This window comes from Methanomicrobia archaeon, from assembly GCA_011049045.1.
Classification (GTDB): Archaea; Halobacteriota; Syntropharchaeia; order Alkanophagales; family Methanospirareceae; genus JACGMN01.
Map to the genome: position 1 here is coordinate 65,405 of DSCO01000060.1, position 18,074 is coordinate 83,478.

The 18,074-nt window shown below is 56.8% G+C and carries 17 protein-coding genes; 14 read left to right on the forward strand and 3 right to left on the reverse strand.

Going from position 1 to position 18,074, the window contains the following annotated elements:
• Positions 1-25 precede the first annotated feature (25 nt).
• The 8 genes from ENN68_08670 to ENN68_08705 are packed head-to-tail and all read left to right on the forward strand — an operon-like array spanning position 26 to position 7,580.
• Positions 26-1,048, forward strand: coding sequence for a hypothetical protein (locus ENN68_08670; protein HDS46137.1), 1,023 nt, complete (start codon positions 26-28; stop codon positions 1,046-1,048).
• Between the two features lies 1 nt (position 1,049).
• A complete protein-coding gene (locus ENN68_08675) occupies positions 1,050-1,895 on the forward strand; it encodes a mechanosensitive ion channel (GenBank protein ID HDS46138.1) in 846 nt (281 codons plus the stop codon).
• 41 nt (positions 1,896-1,936) lie between these two features.
• Positions 1,937-2,884: a mechanosensitive ion channel gene (locus tag ENN68_08680; GenBank protein ID HDS46139.1), complete on the forward strand. Its 948-nt coding sequence runs from the start codon at positions 1,937-1,939 to the stop codon at positions 2,882-2,884.
• A 42-nt stretch (positions 2,885-2,926) separates the two neighbouring features.
• Positions 2,927-3,673, forward strand: coding sequence for a glucose-6-phosphate isomerase (locus ENN68_08685; GenBank protein HDS46140.1), 747 nt, complete (start codon positions 2,927-2,929; stop codon positions 3,671-3,673).
• Positions 3,674-3,685: 12 nt separating this feature from the next.
• Positions 3,686-5,761 (forward strand): hypothetical protein, encoded by a 2,076-nt coding sequence (locus ENN68_08690; protein HDS46141.1) that lies wholly within the window; start codon positions 3,686-3,688, stop codon positions 5,759-5,761.
• The gene (locus ENN68_08695) at positions 5,762-5,887 is read left to right on the forward strand and encodes a hypothetical protein (protein ID HDS46142.1); all 126 of its coding nucleotides are present in this window, start codon (positions 5,762-5,764) and stop codon (positions 5,885-5,887) included.
• A 17-nt stretch (positions 5,888-5,904) separates the two neighbouring features.
• Positions 5,905-6,888: an aminoglycoside phosphotransferase family protein gene (locus ENN68_08700; GenBank protein HDS46143.1), complete on the forward strand. Its 984-nt coding sequence runs from the start codon at positions 5,905-5,907 to the stop codon at positions 6,886-6,888.
• On the forward strand, positions 6,867-7,580 hold the full coding sequence (locus tag ENN68_08705) for an HAD family hydrolase (protein ID HDS46144.1): 714 nt from the start codon (positions 6,867-6,869) through the stop codon (positions 7,578-7,580). The genes ENN68_08700 and ENN68_08705 overlap by 22 nt, the downstream gene beginning before the upstream one ends.
• A gap of 86 nt (positions 7,581-7,666) precedes the next feature.
• Here ENN68_08705 and ENN68_08710 read toward each other — a convergent pair whose 3' ends face one another.
• The gene (locus ENN68_08710) at positions 7,667-8,104 is read right to left on the reverse strand and encodes a universal stress protein (protein HDS46145.1); all 438 of its coding nucleotides are present in this window, start codon (positions 8,102-8,104) and stop codon (positions 7,667-7,669) included.
• Positions 8,105-8,212: 108 nt separating this feature from the next.
• Positions 8,213-9,379, reverse strand: coding sequence for a glycosyltransferase family 1 protein (locus ENN68_08715; protein HDS46146.1), 1,167 nt, complete (start codon positions 9,377-9,379; stop codon positions 8,213-8,215).
• A 117-nt stretch (positions 9,380-9,496) separates the two neighbouring features.
• On the opposite strand from ENN68_08715, the gene ENN68_08720 reads away from it, so the two are divergent.
• Together ENN68_08720 and ENN68_08725 are read left to right on the forward strand one after the other, a co-directional pair.
• Positions 9,497-11,461, forward strand: coding sequence for a glycosyltransferase (locus ENN68_08720; GenBank protein HDS46147.1), 1,965 nt, complete (start codon positions 9,497-9,499; stop codon positions 11,459-11,461).
• On the forward strand, positions 11,379-12,755 hold the full coding sequence (locus tag ENN68_08725) for an NDP-sugar synthase (GenBank protein ID HDS46148.1): 1,377 nt from the start codon (positions 11,379-11,381) through the stop codon (positions 12,753-12,755). Before ENN68_08720 ends, ENN68_08725 begins: the two co-directional genes overlap by 83 nt.
• A 19-nt stretch (positions 12,756-12,774) precedes the next feature.
• On the opposite strand, the gene ENN68_08730 is transcribed toward ENN68_08725, so the two are convergent.
• Entirely contained in the window at positions 12,775-13,812 is a 1,038-nt protein-coding gene (locus ENN68_08730) for a hypothetical protein (protein ID HDS46149.1), read from the reverse strand.
• 88 nt (positions 13,813-13,900) lie between these two features.
• Here ENN68_08730 and ENN68_08735 point away from each other — a divergent pair, with 88 nt between their 5' ends.
• The 4 genes from ENN68_08735 to ENN68_08750 all read left to right on the forward strand — a co-directional run bounded on the left by ENN68_08735 (position 13,901) and on the right by ENN68_08750 (position 17,730).
• Positions 13,901-15,412, forward strand: a complete 1,512-nt coding sequence (locus ENN68_08735; GenBank protein ID HDS46150.1) for an alpha-amlyase — start codon at positions 13,901-13,903, stop codon at positions 15,410-15,412.
• 97 nt (positions 15,413-15,509) lie between these two features.
• On the forward strand, positions 15,510-15,728 hold the full coding sequence (locus ENN68_08740) for a hypothetical protein (GenBank protein ID HDS46151.1): 219 nt from the start codon (positions 15,510-15,512) through the stop codon (positions 15,726-15,728).
• A 97-nt stretch (positions 15,729-15,825) separates the two neighbouring features.
• Positions 15,826-17,085, forward strand: a complete 1,260-nt coding sequence (locus tag ENN68_08745; protein ID HDS46152.1) for a glycosyltransferase family 1 protein — start codon at positions 15,826-15,828, stop codon at positions 17,083-17,085.
• A 15-nt stretch (positions 17,086-17,100) separates the two neighbouring features.
• Entirely contained in the window at positions 17,101-17,730 is a 630-nt protein-coding gene (locus tag ENN68_08750) for a hypothetical protein (protein ID HDS46153.1), read from the forward strand.
• Positions 17,731-18,074 lie beyond the last annotated feature (344 nt).

Consider the following 18,074-nt stretch of genomic DNA (forward strand, 5'->3'; position numbering starts at 1 on the left):
CCGATCTCTCCTAAGAGGTGCCGCGATGGGAGAGGAAGAGCAGCAGGAGCCCGTCGGGATCATCGGGTTTCAGAACGAGCTGGCGAATATCAGAGCAGCTCTTGCTGGGTTCGACTCGGGAGAGAAAGCAGACGTCGCGATCATCGCGGAGCCCTTTGCGGGGAGAACAAAACTCATCCATGCAATCGAGCAGATAGCCGACCGCGAGGTAGTAACAAACTCGTTCTCAGCGCTCATCACCGATCAGGATGAGATCACACTCCCCGAGGGCGCCGGTGGGATTGTGCTCTGTGATAACTGCCATTTCCTCTACCGTCGCACCATTGGCGGCTTCCGGTACCTCGACGCGTTCCTTGCCGCGGTCGCCGCATCAGAGCACCTGGTGATCACGACGTGGAACATTTACTCATGGCGCTATCTTGATGAAGTGCGCGCGATCAGCAAATACTTCACGAACGTGATCGCGCTCTCACCATTCTCGTCCACGGAACTCAAGGAGCTGATCCTGGTGGGCTACGCGGAGAACGAGCTCAAATTCGAGGATGACCGTACACCTGAGAAGAAGCGGATCATTACCCAGCATCCCCTCGCGTTCACGATGCGAGATAAAACCCTGACCATCCCCTTTTTCTCTATCGATTTCGCTCGCATCAAGGCCCTATTCTCGCGTAAAGCGGAGACGAAAAAGGCGGAAGACATCATCTTTGAGAAGATCAACCGGATCGCGAACGGGAATCCCGGGGTGGCGAAATTGTTATGGGAGCAGAGTCTGCAGTATCCCACGATCAAGCCGAGTTACGTCAAAGAGTGCCCTTTTAAAGTTGAGCTGGATTATCCGGAGAGCTTTCTCCTTTATCTGATTCTCTCAATGGAGGCGCTCACCGAGCCTGAACTGCGTGAGATCAGCGGTGAGCTGGAGGTGGAGACGATGCTGCATCGCTTGCTGTATCAGCGGCTGATCGTTGAGGACATGGGCTCTTACCAGCTCAATCCGGAAGCTTTGAGCTGCATCGTGAGCGCGCTGACGAGGACGGGGGTGATCTGGTAGGATGGCAGATACCAGTCTGGTGGATGTGCCGCTCAAGACCATTGATCAGAGTACGATCCTGACCGTGATTCTGATCATTCTGATTGCGTACTTCATCACCCGTGAAATCGGGATCCTTCTCACCTGGATCGCGGAACGTGCAGGTGTACGGCGAATAACCGTGAAGATGCTCCTACCGCTCCTGAAATTCAGCATCTATGGCGTTGCCACGTACTTCATCCTGGCCTCAATTCTGCAACTCACGTCAACCCAGCTGGTAGCGTTCTCCGGGGTGCTTGGTGCCGTCCTGGGCTTTGGACTCAAGGATCTCTTCGCCGACATCATTGGCGGGCTCGTCATCTCCGTTGAGAAACCGTACCAGATTGGGGACAAGGTGCATTTCGGGGGGTATTACGGCGAGGTGACGGACATCGGGATCCGTGCGACGCGCCTCGTAACGCCCGACGATAATCTCGTCTCCGTCCCCAATTATCTCATCTTCACCCAGGCCGTCGCGAGTGCCAGCTCGGGGACGCCGAAGATGATGGTGGTTATCGACCTCTTCATTGACCCCGATTCTGATGCCGCCACCAGCATGGCGATTCTGAAAGAGGCTGCGGTCACCTCGCGGTACGTGTATGTCTCCCGGAAACATCCGTACACGGTATTATTGAAGGATTTCCCCTACTACCGGCGGCTCCGTGCCCGGGCCTATGTCCTGGATCTCCGGTATGAGTTCGAGTTCGAGTCCGAGGTCACGCGGCGCGCATGGTGTGCATTTGAGAAGCGGGACATACAACCGCCGCGAGCACCGATCATGGGCGAGCAGCAGACGGGCAAGCCTGACGCTGGTTCCGGGACTGCATAACGCATCCAAACAAAACGAACAAAAGAGAGACGAGACCACCGATGATCAAAGAACTCATTACACTCGGCATGCTGCTCCTCATCACCGGCGTGCTCTGGTTTCTGCAGCTCCTGTATCCTTCGTTCTATCTCCAACGGGCGTTCATCAGCTTCCTTGTTATCACGCTCACGTATTTCATCTTCAAGGTGGCGATTGAACCCACGGTCGTGCGACAAATAACGGAAGCGAAGGCGCGCTATTCGTTCAAAAAAGCCATATCCATACTCTACCTGTTCATTCTGCTCGCCGTGCTCATTCGCATCTGGATCGAGCAGACAGAGACGCTCCTGGTCTCTTACGGGCTGCTCGCTGCGGGGATCGCCATCGCGCTTCAGGACTTCTTCAGAAACTTCGTGGGCGGTGTGATCATCTTCACCACGGGCATCTATCGGGTCGGCGACCGCATCGAGTTGCAGCAGAAATACGGGGACGTGGTCGATATCGGGATCCTCTACACCACGCTGCTGGAATTGAAGGAATGGGTCGCGGGCGATCAGGCCACCGGGCGCCTGACACTCATACCGAACGGTTTCGTACTCTCGAGCGTCATCAACAATTACACGAAGGATAACACCTTCATCTGGGACGAGCTTGAGCTCCCCCTGACCTACGACAGTGACTGGCGGGAAGCTCTGACCACAATTCGGCGCATCGTGGGTGAAGAGACGCATGCGATGGCTTCCCGGGCAGAGGACGAGATTTTAAAGCTCAAGGATAAATATTATCTGACGATCCGGGCGGTAGAGCCGGAGATCTATCTGACGCTGACGGATAACTGGATCACGTTCCATATCCGGTTCGTCACGGACGTGCGGCAGAGACGGCAGGTACGGAGCACAATCGGTCAGCTATTGCTCGATGAGCTCGAACGGTCCGATAAGATCAGGCTTGCCTCAGCCACGGTCGATATCGTGGGCTTTCCGGAGGTGCGTCTGAGGCAGCGCGGATGAAATAATTAACTGAAGGAACCGAACGAAAGAGGATAACGGGAAATGAAAGAAAGCTGGGACGAGTTCACGTTCGGAGACCGAACGTTTACCCCCGTTGTGCGAACGCTGGGCGAGCTGCAGGAGGTCCTTTATGATCAGGGGTTCTTAGTGACGGCGAGTATGGAGATGGTGCCGCTCTACTATATGTTCCGGGAGGTCGCGAAGAACGATGCGGATGCGCAGCAGATAGCAGCGCTCGGGCTGCGGTATGATATCACGATCATCCCTCCGATGAAGTTGGGCCTTGAATTTGTAAAGACTGCGGGCCATTACCATCCCTGCGTGCCTGGTTCGAAGTTGACCTATCCCGAGATCTACGAGGTACTCGAGGGTGAGGCGCATTACCTCCTGCAGAAGCGTGAAATGGCAGAGAGTGGCGGTGAAGCGATAACAGACGTCATGGTGATACAGGCGCGCCGTGGTGATAAGGTCATTATCCCGCCCAATTACGGACACGTGACCATCAATCCCTCGAAGACGACTCTGAAGATGGCGAACTGGGTGGCGCGGTCGTTCTCTTCGATCTACGAGCCGTATAAGGAACGCGGCGGCGCTGCGTACTTCGAGCTGACGTCCAGGAAGTTCGTAAGGAACGATCGTTACGAAGCCGTGCCGGCGATCAGGTTTCTACGGCCGGCCGCAACATGGCTCGAGGAGGTGGGGTTGAGTACCGTGATCCCGATGTACGAGCTGCTGCGTGAGCCCGCGAAGCTGGAGTTCCTGCTCAAGCCTGAGGTGTGGTTTCGGTGAGTGAGTAAGTGCATGAATGAGCATACCATGCAAGATCCGCGTTTCTGCGTTACACTCCCACCTGAAGAGGATCCGGATCCGGCACGTACCCGGCACGTCATACTCAAACGACCGCACGCCTCATGGTCACAGTCCGTCTTCTCGGTCAACCTTGGTGACAAGATCGTCCCCAATCGCGATTATCCCTATGAAGGGCTGTCTGTCCTGCTTGACGGCGAGAATTATCATTTCCTGGACGGGCTCGCGATGGGCGTGAAGCTGGGAGGCGATTATCTGAAGCTCACGGCCACCGAAGTGACTGTGTCGCCCTGGCGGGCCTCATTCACCTACAGAACCGAAGCTGGGCACCAGTATCTTCGCGCACACTACTACCTGCCGAGCCCAGGCTCGGCGCAGGACGGTATAATTGCGTGCGTATCGGTGGAAAGCAACGCGTCGAAGGTAGTGATCGAGCCGCTGGTGGACATACGGCACATGTACGAGCCTTCGCGTCCTGAAGAGCATGTCTGCAGAGCGTTACCAAACGGCCTGCTGATCGAGCGAGCCGCGAAGTATATGGCCATCACCACGCCAAACGCCTGCACCGTACAGACGGGGCACCGTTCGATCGAATGGTGGTACAAGCTCGGCTCGGGGTTCCGCGAGCCGACCGAAAGGGGCGTGGCGTTCAGGGGAGAGCGAAGAGTACTCCTCTCTCCCGGTGAACTGGAGTTATTTCTGGACGATACTGGTACCGCGTTACTTGTTATCTCCTGCTGCGGCTCGGAGTCTGGACTGAGGCAACGGTATAACGCGGCATTGGCGTGGCAGGCCGACGAAGCCGCAGAGCAGCAGCGAGCAGAGCAGATCGTACGCGCGCTCGATCATGCGGGCGCCTACCCTGCCGTTAGGTTCAGAGCGCTCGCGCTCGCTAACTTCGGGATGTACGTGAATGACGCTTTCTTCTACGAGGCCGGTGATTTCTGGTTCCGGACTCCCTGGTTCCGAGACATCTTCGAGGGGATCTTTAACAACATCGAGTTCCTCACGCGCATCGGGCAGGCCGGAGCAATCAAGACCATGATACTCCGGGCGTTCGCGTGCCAGGACGAATTCGGTCGAATTCCCAACCGGTTTCCGGCACGGCAAGGTGAGAAGGTCGACTTTAACAGCGCGGACGCCACCTTGCTCGCCTTCATCGCCGCGGGAGCACTCTTATCACGGAGCTGGGACGCCGAATTTGCCTCTGCGGTGCTGCACCGAGCCGAGTTCACCATCTCACGGTTCTTAACGAATGATCAGGCCCGATTAAACGGTCCGCCCGTGCTCCATCCAAACGGGCTCCTTTCGGTCGTGCCCTGGCATTCGTGGACCGATTCGAGTCGTATGACGGAGTTCAAGGGGCGGAAACAGGCCGTCTCGGTTCGTATACCTGATTCGTGGCTTGCCGATCTGGAAGACGAAACGGCGGTGAACAAACCGCTCTATTATCTGCCGGAGATCAACGCCCAGTGGATCACGATGCTGCGTTACTGCGTGACGATCGCCCATAAGACCGGAACTGATCCCGGGGCATGGTTACTGCACCGGGAACAAGCGAAGGCTGCCTATAAAACGGTATTCTGGGACCCGGCCACGCATTTCCTGCACAACGTGGTCACGATACAAGCTAAGAAGGACAAAACGCCGGGCTCACCTGCGGTCGTTGCCATGGCATTGCTGCTGGACGAGGCGATCTTCTCACCGCACGAGGTGGTTCAGTTCATCGCGGTGGCGAAGGCGCACCTGCTCGTCGAGCGGCAGGGCCGTCCGTTTGGTATCCTGGTAAAGCATTCGCCGAAACGGACCTACTACGGCGATGAGGAATACCACGAGGCGGTGATCTGGCCGCGTGATACGCCATACCTCATACGGCTGCTGCAATGGTGCGGCGAGTCGGAGCGTGAAACGGTATCGGGGCTGCTGCAGAGCAACCTGGCGCATCAAATGGACGAGGGGTTTGTCTTTTACACTAGCGAACTCTTCAGTCCCGATGAGGGCGCGATGACGCCGGTGAAGAACCCGATCCAGTTCTGGTCGCAGTGGGTTGACCCGTTTCTGGAGCGATGAATCACCGCATCCTGGGGAAAGTACGTGCGGTACGGTACGGTGCAGCACGGCACGGTACGGTACGGTGATTGGTCAGAATCCGGCGCGCCCGTGCGAAGATTATATGTGCTGAGGCATCAGTATTAAGTGGAGTTTTTCTAACTATGCCACAATGTAACACGGAAGCGCTTCATCGCTATCTGGTCAGTGAGATCTTTCCCCAGATCGCGCCGCCGCCCTATGGGCATATAGAAATCCAGCGGCTCATAAAAGAGAAGCCCGTCTACCTCTTCCACGAACGGAAGCGCGGGATTCGAGTCATCGGAAAGTTCTTCGAATCCGATCATGTCCCCCGTCAGGAGGCGTGGCGGTACGCGAAACAGAGCTATGCGAACTTGAAGCACGTGCGTGAGGACTTCGGCATGGATAATGGTCGGTATCGAGTCGTCGCGCCACTGGGCCTGAAGCGGGAGCTCGCAGCGCTGCTCGTAACGGAGCTGGCACCGGGTAAGCTCCTCGACCATTATATTGCCCGGGCCTGCTATGATGGACAGTCCGACCGGCTCTTCGAGAAGCTGAGCTGCCTGGCCGGGTTCTTCACGACGCTCCACCGGACGAGTGAGACGCAGAGACACGTATCGCCGGCGCTCGCCCAGCAGTATCTTGACAAGGTGCTGAAGTCATTACAGCACGGTCCGCTCAGGCCGTCCGATAGAGATACGATCAAGAAGCACGCAGCGCGGTGGTGGACGGCGAGCGAGATTTTCACCGATCACGAGGTGACCGTGCACGGTGACGCAACGCCCACAAACTTCTTCTTCCACCATCAGGAGGTCGTTGGCATCGACCTGGAGAAGCTGAAACCTGCCGATCGCTGCTGGGATCTGGGGTTCTTCGCGGCCGAATTGAAGCATCACTTTATGTGGCGTCTCGGCGACCGCTGGGCGGCTGAGCCGTTCATCGGCCATTTCCTCTGGGTCTACGCCGTTACCCTTGGTGACCCGCAATTTTTCTACACGATTACGCGAAAGCTACCACTTTATATGTCCCTGGGCCTATTGAGAATAGCGAGAAATACCTGGCTGGACGAGCCGTACCGCTCCTCGCTCTTACAGGAGGCAAGACGATGCCTAAAATACGGGCTGTGATCTTCGATTGTTACGGAACCCTGGTGGATATAAAAACAAACGAGGATAAGGATGAGGTTTTTAACTATGTTTCCCTCTACCTCCAGTATTACGGCGGAACGATTGATGCGGAGAAATTGAAGTATACCTATGAGCTAGAGAAGGACCAGCTCCTGAGGGACAGTGACGAGCGCTATCCAGAAGTGGATCTAGAGCAGGTGTTTGAGCGTATACTGCTCAAGGAGGGTATGTACTGTCCCTTCCTTGCGGAGTCCTGCTGCAAGCTCCAGCGGCTCATCAGCCGCGAGCGTTTCCAGCTTTTTCCCGATACGCTGCCGGTGTTACGGGAAATGAGACGCGCGGGCTATCCCATGGCGCTCGTCTCCGATGCGCAGCGTGTCTTCTGCTGGGAAGAAGGGCGGATCCTGGGGATCAGCCAGTTCTTTGACCACATGATCGTCTCGACCGATTTCGGTTTTAAGAAGCCGGACCTCCGGCTCTTCAACGTGGTCTGCGACCTCCTGAACATCCCGCCTGCAGAGGCCGTGTATGTCGGTGACAACTACGAGCGAGACATCAAAGGCCCGAAGGATGTTGGTATGCCGGTAATAATCGTCGACCGTAATGCGGGAAAGGAGCACAAGGGCATCGAGCCGGACGCGTATGTCAATGATCTCTGGGAAGCCTGGAACTGGATAAGGAACTCAGGATAAATAAGTATGAACGCTGCTCTTGTTGTTCTCCGCTAGCTAATCGCGGACATATTACTGCAGCCCCCGTGCTCGGTATTCTGGGTCATCTAACGCACGAGCAGCACCGAACAGGGCGCATAACGAACGACGTTCTCCGCAACGCTCCCCATGAGCAGGCGATCGAGTCCCGTCCGCCCTTTACTCCCGATGACGATCAGATCATCCTCGCGCGCTGCCTTGATGATCTCGTCAGCCGGGTGCCCGTCAACGATCCGCTTGAATACCTTCACACCCAGCTGCTCACCGAGCTCTTCGAGTTCATCGAGATATGACCGCCCCTGCTTTTCTATAAGATCGTGCAGCTGCTCATAGGGCAGCCTGTCAGGGAATCCATAGAGTGCGGGCAATCCGGGGATAGCGATGACATGCATCGCAATGATGTCGACCCCCGTGGCGTGCGCGAGTGCGACCGCCTTATGAGCCGCTCTGTTCGCCACCGCCGAGCCATCCGTGGGCACGAGAATCCGCTCAAATTCCTTGGCCATTTCTATCTCCTCCGTTCACGCTTTCGACCCTGTCTTTTACTCTCCCGCTCTGCGTATTTAAATACTCGACACGGCTGCTGCGCTGCATGCTGGGGATGCTCCGTTACGTTACACCCGAACCGTCTTATAGACGCTTATGGTGCTGTCCGCGATACGGTCCCAGTCATACTTCTCGGCGACCAATCGCGAGCCGGCCTTGGCCATTCGCTTCGCCTCACGAGGATTGGCAAAGAGATACCTGATACACCACGCGATCGATTCGGGCGAGAGGTACGCCTTGATACCCGTCTCATAATTGGCGATCAGATGTACCGCTTCCGTGCCGACGATCGGCTTCGCGGCGTCCCACGCCTCCAGAATAACGATACAAAACGGTTCATTACGGCTCGGGACACAGACGATGTCGCAGGCGTTCAGCCACGCGGTCGCGACCTCGTCGGGCGCGTAACCGAGGAGTCGACAGGCATCACTCACACCCAGGTGTGCCGCGCGCCGCTCGCACGTGCGTCGCAGCTCACCCTCGCCAATGAAGACGAACTTAACGTCCCACCGCGTTGCCAGGACGCGGGGTATCGCCTCGAGCAGCAGATCCGGGCCTTTCTGATGACTCATACGCCCGATAAAGAGCACCACGGGCGCCAGCGGGTGGATACCATACTGCTGCTTGATCGCGCCGGGATCGAGTGCCCGTCGTATCTTCCCCGGCCGTATCCCGTTGGGGATCAAACTAATCTTGTAGTCGGGGATCTGGTAAAGGAACTGGATCTCGCTCTTCAGGTTCGGCGAGGTGACGATCACCGCGGCCGACTCATACCCGCCGAGCCATTCACGATGAGCGATCTCGCGGAATTCCCACCAGCCTCCGAATACATTACCGTTCCGGCCCCACTCGGTGCTGTGAAAGGTGAGCACGTAGGGCACGCCGTGTTTCCCCTTCAACTCGTTCAAAGCGAGCACGGGATGCCAATCGTGGCCGTGAAGAACATCAAAACGCCCGAAAAGGTGCTGCACCGCGTCGAACCGGGACACCATTGCCGCACACATACGATCCATCTGTGCGACAACGCCCCCGGATTGATCATGCGGGCAGCGCTGGTAATGCACACCGTTGATCTCGTCGTACTCGCACCGCCCTCCGATTCGGGTGAAGACGTGCACTTCGTGCCCCCGGGCTGCCAGTGATTCCGCAAGCTCGGAGACATGCGGTGCTATACCTCCAACCCGCACCGAATGGAGGCTCTCCCAGGAGAACATCCCGATACGCAGCGATTCCATGTCTACTAGAGTGACTCAGAGCACCCGCCGCACCTTTGGGAGCGAACTAGGTAAATGGTAAAAAATACGTGCCTAAGTTATAAATACTTGAAACGGGAGTTTTAAAAAGGATAGTACATGACCACCACAACGCGCCACGGGACTGATGGTTTACTGGTAGTGGAAGTATCTAATGAGGTCTGTAACAAAGTAGGCGGGATTTACGGGGTGCTCGCATCGAAAGCGGACGTGATGCAGGAACAATTCCCGAACTATCTCACTATTGGCCTGTACAATCATGCGACCTCGCCGCCCGATCTCGAGGAGCTGCAACCGCCCGTCGAGCTGGAAGAGATCTTTAACCGCTTTGCAACCGAAGGAATCCATGCTTACTATGGGCGGTGGAAGGGTGGACGGAGCGTGCCCTGTATCCTCCTGGACGCGCACGAGTATATGAGCCGAACGGCCACGGATGAGAGCTACAACCGGCAGATCCTGGGCATCGAGTCAAACGACCACAATCGGAATGACACCATGACGCACCTGATAAAGCGGCGTAATTGGGAGCTCTTCCAGATAGATAGTTATACGAGCGATTATTTTTATGACGAGGCGATAACGTGGTCAGAAATGGCAGGGCGGCTGATTGAGCTGCTCATGGGCACCTCACTGTATCGAGATAAGCAGGTGGTGGTCATCGCGCACGAATGGCTCTCTGCTAGTGTCATCCTCAGGAAGAAGGTGTTTAATCTGCCCTATCGTACCATATTCGTCACGCATGCGACCACGCACGGCCGGGTAGATAGTGCCCGAGGCGAGAGTGTGGCCCTGAAGATACGCGCGGAGTCCAGAGAGCGCGCACAGGAGACGACCGTGAGCGCGTACGAACAAGGCGTGCAGGCGACGCATTTCACGGAAGTTGCCGCCGCGGAGATCTGTGACCTCTTCGCCACGGTCTCGCACTCAGTGGCAGACGAAGCGGCGTTCTATCTTGGTAAAGCGCCGGAGATCGTTCTGACCAACGGTATTCGACTGTCCGACGGGCGGGACTTCAATGATATTCGGCAGGTTCATGCGGTGCATAAGAAGACCATCCATGAATTCATGCGGGTGATGCTCTCGCCACACTACACGATCGGGAAACAGGAGAGCTTGATCGTGATGACCTCGGGTCGGTACGAGTTCGTGAACAAGGGCTTTGACCTCTTCATCAGCGCTATGGCGAAGTTGAATGAGGCGCTTCGCGATCGTGTGGACACGAGGCAGGTCTATGCTTTTATGCTCGTGCCCACGCGGACGAAAGGGCTCAACGAAGCGGTGCTGCGTACGAAGACGCAGTATCCCCGGATCAGGAGCATGCTCGATCCGGTTTCCGACTATCTGACCGAGTTGCTGACGCAGGCGGTTTCACAGAACGAGCGGAGAATCCTGAATACGAGTTTGACCGAGCTGATCAGTCAGAATGTAACGATGGCCGAGATCATGAACGATGCTTTTGAGATCGCTGAGATCCGGACAAGGAGCGAGTATCCGCCCCTGGCAACGCATGACTACGCATACGACAAGGATCCCATTCTGGATCTCTGCTGGCAGCTGGGCTTGCGGAACCGGGAGGAGGATCGGGTGAAGATGATAATTGTCCCGTCGTATCTCAGCGCGAACCAGTTGCCATTGTACCTGAACTATTTCGACTTCGTGAACGGCTGCGACATTGGTATCTTCCCCAGCCGCTACGAGCCCTTTGGCTTGACCCCGATCGAAGCGGCCGCGCAGGGCTGCGTTGCAGTAACGAGCGAGCTCTCTGGTCTGGGCGAGGAGCTAAAATCCATGGGTCGCGGTGATGAGAAGGATGGTATCTACGTGCTCCCCCTGCTGAATAGAAGCGATGATGAGATTACCGAGCAGTTGAAGGACTACCTCTTGATGGCGCGGGATCTGGAGTATGAGGAGCTTGTGGCGTTGAAACGGCGAGCATATCAGTTGGCCGAGAGCTTCTCCTGGTCCAATAAGATCGAGAATTATGTTGACGCGGTCGAGAATGTGGCGTATAAACAGACCAGGCTCGGCCAGCTCGAAGGGCTCATACCCCATGACAGCCTTTAACGGGAGTATGAACATCGCGGAGCTGCGCTGCTTTATTCCGGTCGGCGGCCAGGCCAAGCGGCTACGGCCGCTGACAAATGACATCTCGAAGCCCTGCGTCAGGTTCCTGAATCGCCCGTTGCTGGAGTTCCCCATGGCATCGCTCGCGGAGCAGGGCGTGCGGAACTTCATCTTCGGCGAAGGCGGGTACACGAACTACACGAACCTCTTCGATCAGTACGGCGAGGGCATCGGGTTCTCTGCCAAGTATCAGATCCAACCGCGGGTGCACATCAAACACCAGCCCAATCTGGATGACCTGGGCAGCGCGGATTCCTACCGGCTCAATGTCGAGTACTACGACGTCCATGCCCCGGTGCTCGTTATTCAGGGCGATAACCTCTTTGAACTTGAGCTCCGCGATTTCATCCGTACGCACGAAGAGCATGGCGCGATGATGACCATTGCGCTCACGCGAGTCGAGCAGGTGGAGCAATACGGGATCGCGGATCTGGGGCCGGATATGCGTATCAAGCGGTTCATTGAGAAGCCCGCGGCAGCAGAAGCGCCGAGCAAGCTCGCCAACGCGGGCATCTATCTCCTCTCGCCTGAAGTTCGGGAGATCGTGGCCGGTGAGGAGATCAGACGTCTCCGAGAAGCTCGAGGCCGGCTCGATTTCGGGTTCGATTTCATCCCGTACCTCGTGGATAACGGCTATCCGGTCTACGGGTACGAGCTGGCCGTCTGGTACGATGTGGGTAGTCCGGAGCGCTATCTGAAGGCGATGCACGACGTGCTCCATGGCGCGCTCAATATCCGCGTTCTGGAGCCGAAGATCGCGCCCGATCGAAACGTCTGGGTGCAGGGTTACAGCGAGGATTCGATCAAGCGTCGTGAAGCGATCGTACGGCAATACCAGGAGCGGAAGTTATCGATCGAAGGCGCAGCTCTTATCGGGCGGCACACGCGAATCGGCGATTTCTGCACCATTGCGGATGCGAACATCGACAATTTCTGTATACTGGGCGAATCCGTGCGAGTGGAACGGTCCGCGATCATGGACGCAGCTCGCATAGGGAATAACGTGCGTATTACTGAGAGCATTATAGGTCGGAAAGTGGTGGTGGATTCGACGCCGGAACAGCCCACGACCATCGAGTCGGACTCGGTGATCGGCAGTGCGGTCACCATCGGCGCTGGCTGCTCGCTCATCCAAACCAGAGTCAACCCGGGATTGACGATCCCCACGGGTTTGCGGTACTCCGGCGCCTTTCTCGTCACGGCCGAGGATGTCGTTGCGCTCGCGCAGCGCTGAGCCACCGTGTAGACCTGAGTTAGTACTGCAAGATCGCGTCCGCGAGTTTGAAGGGGTCAGAGGCGATAACGGCGGCTGCGTAGAGCTCCATAGCACCAATATCCGTATGGCGGTCCGTCAGCGAGCCGCGATCTACGAGCCGGACGATGTGCCGGCCGTCCATCATGAAGATCGCGAGGTTGAACGACTGCACCCCGAGCTCGAAATAGCGCTGGAGCACGGTATAAAGTGTCTCTGCCAGCTCATCACTCCGTGCCGCGCTGCTCACGATGACGAGCTCTTTCTCCTTTACCGGAGTCAGGTAGCAGAGAATCGTTTCGCGCCCCTCCTGTCGGGCCAGTCCTAATTGCTCGTGCACCCGGATCAGATCCGCGAGATAATCGCCGTTGAACGCGCGGTTATAGGTCGTGATCGCCTCTTCGAGCGCGGCTAATCGCCCGTAACGCTCGCTCGTCGCTGTGAGCTGCATATGACCGTGAATGATGGAGGCGCCGCTTCTCCAGAGGCAGTTCCAGAGGAAGAACTTGTGGAGCGCGGAACTGCCATGATCGCGGACGACCGTTTCGAACCACCGCTCTGCGGTGCTCAGATAATCCGCGAGCCATTCCTTCTGGATGATCAGTGGATTGTGCTCCTTGAAGATGACCAGGCTGTGAAGCGCGTCGTATTTCGCGATATTGCTCGCGGTGACGCAATAGTTGCCCGTGATCCTGCCGAACGCATCTGCAGGCGTGCTCGTCTCGGGCTGGCAGAAGAGGCAATGTTCTTTCTCTTCCAGTTCAGCCAGGTGTACCGGTGATCGTGCCTCAATCGGGCGGTCGGTCCGTAGCTGATTGAACAAGCTGTGCTCACCCGTGAACCGATTCTTGATAGAGACGATTCGTTGTGTCTCGACTCGCTCGACCGCGCCAAACCGCGTGTTCACCCACGGCATCATGTCCGCAGGAATCTTCACGGTGCCCGTTGCGAGCTCGATGCGATAAAAACGGTTGAACAACGCCTGAGCATCGTGTGGAAGCGCCGCAACGAGTTCCTCGAGGTCTGTTATCTGGCTCATGGGTCTTCACATCGGAACGAAGGTTATTTATCCATGGTGCCCTGATTATTTAAAAAATATCTTGCAAGTATCATCCGGTGTTCGTGCTATGGAGAAGAAGAAGAGCATCTGTCTCGGCTTTGAGGTGCATCAACCGTTCCGACTGCGGAACGACTATTTCTGGAGCAAGCGTATGTATAAACGCGGGCTGCGTGCAGAAGACCTCTTCTCTTACTACTTCGATGACAGGGCGAACCGTGAGATCTTTGCGAAGGTGGCGCGGAAGTGCTATCAACCCACGAATGAGCTGCTGCTGCGGCTGCTCGATGAGCACGCGGAGTTCAAAGTGGCGTTTAGCGTCACGGGCGTCTTCATCGAGCAGTGTGAAGCATACGGGTACGAAGAGCTCGTGGAGGACTTCAGAGCGCTGGCGGCGACCGGCCGCGCGGAGTTTCTGGATCAGACGTACTTTCATTCGCTCGTGGGGCTCTATGATGAGGAGGGCGAATTCATCGAGCAGATACGGCTGCACCGTGAGTTGATGCGCGATCGAATCGGCGTCATGCCCACCTTCTTCGAGAATACCGAGTTGCTCTACAATAACCGAATCGCGAAGCTCGTGGAGGACCTCGGGTACGCGGGTATCATGGCCGAGGGTGTTGCGCGTGTCCTCGATGGGCGTTCACCGAACTACGTGTATGCACCCGTTGGCTGTAAGAAGCTCAAAGTGCTCCTGCGGCACTATCAGTTGACGGACGATATCGGGTTCCGGTTCTCTTCGAAGGGCTGGGAGGAGCATCCGCTGACGGCCTCGAAGTACGCCGCCTGGCTCAAAGCGACACCGGGGCAGTGTATCACACTCTTCATGGATTACGAGACCTTCGGCGAGCATCATTGGGAGGACACCGGTATCTTCTCCTTCCTCAAGGACTTTCCGCGGCAGGTTTTAGCCTGCGGGCTGGATTTCGCCACTCCGTCCGAGATCGTTACACAGTACCCGGCGGCTGACGTCATCGACGTGCGCAACCTGGAGACGACTTCGTGGGCTGACCTGGAGCGGGACACCTCGTGCTTCATCGGGAACACGATGCAGTGGGCCTGTTTTGATTATCTGCGCTGGCTTGAGCCGTTGGTGAAGGAGTCACGAGATGCGGCCCTGGTGAAGCTGTGGCGGTATCTGGGGATCAGCGACCACCTCTATTACATGTTTACCCACGGGGGCGCATCAGGCGACGTGCACAACTATTTCTCGTATTTTGAGCGGCCCTACGACGCCTTCATTACGCTCTTCTCGGTCATTCACGATTTCGATGCTCGCTTACACGCGACGATCCACAGGGGCGAATATCCGCTCCTGTTGCCGGACGGCAGGGCGATCTGGAGTCTGAAAGGGCTCAGTGATTACCTCAGCGAACTAAGCCGCGAGGATGCGGAATCACTTCTTGAGGTCTATCTGAAGCCGGGCGAGCTTGAGCGCTGGGTTCGGACGAGCGTGGGTGACGAGGAGCTTGCGAACGAGCTTCGGGACGTGCGGTTGAGCATGGATCAGCAGGATTATGATCGGTTGGTGCTTCAAGAGCGGTTGCGGGCATGCTTGTGCACGGTGCTCCCGCGGGAATAGTAGTGCCTTGCCGCGCTCTTTGCCGCTCCACGTCGGGGGTTTCTGCATGAACCGGTAGTCCGGGATTTATATAGTCGCGATAAGAAGAGCAGATATAATGGGGGTGAGTGGTATGGTCATGAATGAAGAGATAGGACGGATCGCCGGTGAAATCTGGCAGTTGCTGACAGAGCGGGGCGAAATGAGCCTTTCGAGCGTGGTGATGGCACTGAATACATCTCAAAGCACAGCCTACATGGCCCTCGGCTGGCTCGCGCGCGAGGACAAGCTGGAATTCGTGAAGAAGCGGCGCGGAGTACTCGTACGCCTGAAATAGCAGCTCGGGCAAGCTGCAGAAGGGCCACAGAGCGCCTTCTTCGCGCGCTGGGAATGCGCATCGACCATGACCACGAGCGATCTAAAGGGTGGTACCGATGAGAATAGGGTTCTTTGTCTGGGAGTATCCGCCACACATTGTGGGTGGATTGGGGACGTACGCGGTAAATATTACACAGGCGATGGTGCGGTTGGGGCACGATGTCTCGGTCTTCACGCTGAATGACGGAACGCTGAAGACCCGTGAGACAATGCACGGCATCGATGTCAACCGGCCGATGATCGTGGATGGCGCGGGCATACTGCCCGTGTGCATGACAGAGGATCTGCGTCGTTGGGGCACGGGGATCAAATTCTTTAACGATGTGCTCATCACGAACATCCTCAGTGCGACGAAGTTCGTAAACCAGCTGATCAGGAAGGAAGGCTATGCGTTTGACCTCATCTGCGCGCATGACTGGTTGAGCGCGATGGCGGGGATCATGGCGAAGCATGAGACGGGGCTCCCGTTCGTCTTCCATATCCATTCCACCGAATGGGGTCGCGCGCTCGGCGGTGGTTCTGACACCGTGATGCACATCGAGAAGACCGCAGCGGAAGTCGCAGATCTGGTGATCACGGTCAGCTACCCGATGCAGGAGGATTTGATGCTCCATGGCATCAATTCGACGAAAGTCAAGGTCTGCTGGAACGGCATACGCACAGACCGGTACGACCCCGCAGCGGTTCCCGCAGAGGCCGTTGCTGCATTGCGCGCCAGCTACGGCATTGGCCCGGACGACCGGATGATCCTCTTCGTCGGGCGGCTGACGGCCGTGAAAGGTGTGCTGAATCTGATCAAGGCGATGCCGACCATAATCAGTAAGCATCCGGAGGCACACCTGGTGGTGCTGGGCAAGGGCGAGTTTGAGCGGACGATCACAGACCTGATCGGTGTTCTGCATCTGGAGAAGCACGTGGCGACCCGGTTCGAGTTTGTGAGTGAGGACGAGCGGATCAGGCATTATGCAGCCTGCGACCTCTTCGTCGCACCCTCGATCTACGAGCCTTTCGGAATCGTTGCTCTGGAGGCGATGGCGATGGAGAAGCCCGTCGTCGTCGGTGCGAAGGGCATCATTGGCTTCCGTGATTTTGTTGTCCCTGCGGGGCATGATCAGACCGGTGTGCATGTTGATGGCAATACCTCCGCTGATATCGCCTGGGGGATCGCGTCGCTGCTCGAGAATGAGGCCGCGGCGAAGGAGATGGGGATACGTGGGCGACGCCGTGTCCAGAAATATTTCACCTGGGATCACATCGCTGCCTCCACCATGGATCGCTATAAAGCAGTGATCCAGGAGGTACGAACGAAGCACTGAAAATACTTCAACGATGTGCTCGTTTCGAATGTGCTCAGCGCCGCGAAATTCGTGAACGACGACATCAAGAAGGATGAAAATCGATTTGAACTCATCTGCGCCCATAACTGGCAGAGTGCGCTCGCGGGAGCGACGATGATCCATCATAGCGAAGAGGCGGCCGCGAAGGTCGCAGATCGGATAATCACGGTCAGCTATCCGCTCCACGACTACCTCATCATGCACGGATGTGCTGCTGAGAAGCTGCGTGTCTGCTGGAACACGGTGGATTGTGACTACTACGATCCCGATACGGTGGATCCCAAGCGGCTGCATGAGTTCAGAGCGCGGTATGGGATCGCCCCGGGCGGTTTAAGCTGCTGTTGCTTACAGCCGCATCGGTCCAGACCAAGGACGTGCTCGACCTGTTTCTATATCATACCCGCGGGCGACGATCAGACGGGTATACTCGCGGACAGTAGCGATCCCGCGGATCTAGCCATGCACCTCCGCTCATTGCTCGATCACCCTGAGCAGGCGGAAAAACTGGGACGACGAGGCCGCATGCGCGTGAAAGCCTATCAAGCCTGGGATGAGATTGCCGCACGCACGTCTTGGATCTACGAGGAAGCACTTGCAGTTGCCAACTCGTGCCCACATATGTAAGGATTTCAGATCACCCATCGTGCCCTCGCTGCGAGAGTAAGCTAAGCGTGCGCAGCTGCTGATACGTCAGCATGGTACGCGCTGCCGATCCCAAACGGGAAAAGCAGGTCGTGGACTGGCGCTCGATCAGGGCGTGTCACGGGCTGTTCCCACACCTGCTATGGTATCCACGAATTTAGGAGCGTGGGAAGAATTAGGTGGGTAGGAAGAGCTTATTCAATACAGTAGTTCCGAACAGCCCCACTTCCGGCTTCATCCCAAAAAGAAGGATGAAGAGATGTCCCAACTCGGTGTCCCATCCTAATGATGGACTTGCAAGCTTTTCCCTGAGAAACATGCAGTGG

Excerpts from the sequence above, each read along its gene's own strand:
- ENN68_08670 (HDS46137.1), top strand. The coding sequence starts at position 26 with ATGGGAGAGGAAGAGCAGCAGGAGCCCGTCGGGATCATCGGGTTTCAG.
- ENN68_08675 (HDS46138.1), top strand. The coding sequence starts at position 1,050 with ATGGCAGATACCAGTCTGGTGGATGTGCCGCTCAAGACCATTGATCAG.
- ENN68_08680 (HDS46139.1), top strand. The coding sequence starts at position 1,937 with ATGATCAAAGAACTCATTACACTCGGCATGCTGCTCCTCATCACCGGC.
- ENN68_08685 (HDS46140.1), top strand. The coding sequence starts at position 2,927 with ATGAAAGAAAGCTGGGACGAGTTCACGTTCGGAGACCGAACGTTTACC.
- ENN68_08690 (HDS46141.1), top strand. The coding sequence starts at position 3,686 with ATGAATGAGCATACCATGCAAGATCCGCGTTTCTGCGTTACACTCCCA.
- ENN68_08700 (HDS46143.1), top strand. The coding sequence starts at position 5,905 with ATGCCACAATGTAACACGGAAGCGCTTCATCGCTATCTGGTCAGTGAG.
- ENN68_08705 (HDS46144.1), top strand. The coding sequence starts at position 6,867 with ATGCCTAAAATACGGGCTGTGATCTTCGATTGTTACGGAACCCTGGTG.
- ENN68_08710 (HDS46145.1), bottom strand. The coding sequence starts at position 8,104 with ATGGCCAAGGAATTTGAGCGGATTCTCGTGCCCACGGATGGCTCGGCG.
- ENN68_08715 (HDS46146.1), bottom strand. The coding sequence starts at position 9,379 with ATGGAATCGCTGCGTATCGGGATGTTCTCCTGGGAGAGCCTCCATTCG.
- ENN68_08720 (HDS46147.1), top strand. The coding sequence starts at position 9,497 with ATGACCACCACAACGCGCCACGGGACTGATGGTTTACTGGTAGTGGAA.
- ENN68_08725 (HDS46148.1), top strand. The coding sequence starts at position 11,379 with ATGTTGACGCGGTCGAGAATGTGGCGTATAAACAGACCAGGCTCGGCC.
- ENN68_08730 (HDS46149.1), bottom strand. The coding sequence starts at position 13,812 with ATGAGCCAGATAACAGACCTCGAGGAACTCGTTGCGGCGCTTCCACAC.
- ENN68_08735 (HDS46150.1), top strand. The coding sequence starts at position 13,901 with ATGGAGAAGAAGAAGAGCATCTGTCTCGGCTTTGAGGTGCATCAACCG.
- ENN68_08740 (HDS46151.1), top strand. The coding sequence starts at position 15,510 with ATGGGGGTGAGTGGTATGGTCATGAATGAAGAGATAGGACGGATCGCC.
- ENN68_08745 (HDS46152.1), top strand. The coding sequence starts at position 15,826 with ATGAGAATAGGGTTCTTTGTCTGGGAGTATCCGCCACACATTGTGGGT.